The organism is Pseudoalteromonas sp. P1-7a (assembly GCF_001401855.1).
Taxonomy (GTDB): domain Bacteria; phylum Pseudomonadota; class Gammaproteobacteria; order Enterobacterales; family Alteromonadaceae; genus Pseudoalteromonas.
Genome location: NZ_LKDU01000094.1, coordinates 1 through 516 on the forward strand (window position 1 = coordinate 1; position 516 = coordinate 516).

Sequence of the window (516 nt, forward strand, 5' to 3'; positions counted from 1 at the left end):
GGAGGGGTTCCCGAGCGGCCAAAGGGATCAGACTGTAAATCTGACGGCTCAGCCTTCGCTGGTTCGAATCCAGCTCCCTCCACCACTTTATTCTTGACGGTTAGAGGTAGTTTAAGAACAGGTTCCTAAAGCGGGCATCGTATAATGGCTATTACCTCAGCCTTCCAAGCTGATGATGCGGGTTCGATTCCCGCTGCCCGCTCCAATTATGGTGTTGCTGATATAGCTCAGTTGGTAGAGCGCACCCTTGGTAAGGGTGAGGTCGGCAGTTCAAATCTGCCTATCAGCACCAGTCATAAGAATCTCCTTGAATACTTCCTTTATCTGTCAGAAAAAACTATTTGAAATTTGAAAAAATTAAATTAATCTACCTCTGGTGGATTATTTTCATATGTAATCTAGATACACAAAACTGATAGGTTCCGTCATGGCAAAAGAAAAGTTTGAACGCGTAAAACCGCACGTAAACGTTGGTACAATCGGCCACGTTGACCACGGTAAAACTACACTAACTGC

The 516-nt window shown here is 45.0% G+C and carries 1 protein-coding gene and 3 tRNA genes; all 4 read left to right on the forward strand.

Annotation, left to right across the window (positions count from 1 at the left end; translation table 11 throughout):
* A tRNA-Tyr gene (locus AN389_RS19600) sits at positions 1-85 on the forward strand.
* 45 nt (positions 86-130) lie between these two features.
* Positions 131-205, forward strand: a tRNA-Gly gene (locus tag AN389_RS19605).
* Between the two features lie 11 nt (positions 206-216).
* Positions 217-292: transfer RNA gene (locus tag AN389_RS19610), tRNA-Thr, on the forward strand.
* 135 nt (positions 293-427) lie between these two features.
* Positions 428-516 (forward strand): GTP-binding protein (locus AN389_RS19615; protein WP_233997923.1); only part of this gene is annotated, 89 nt, incomplete at its 3' end.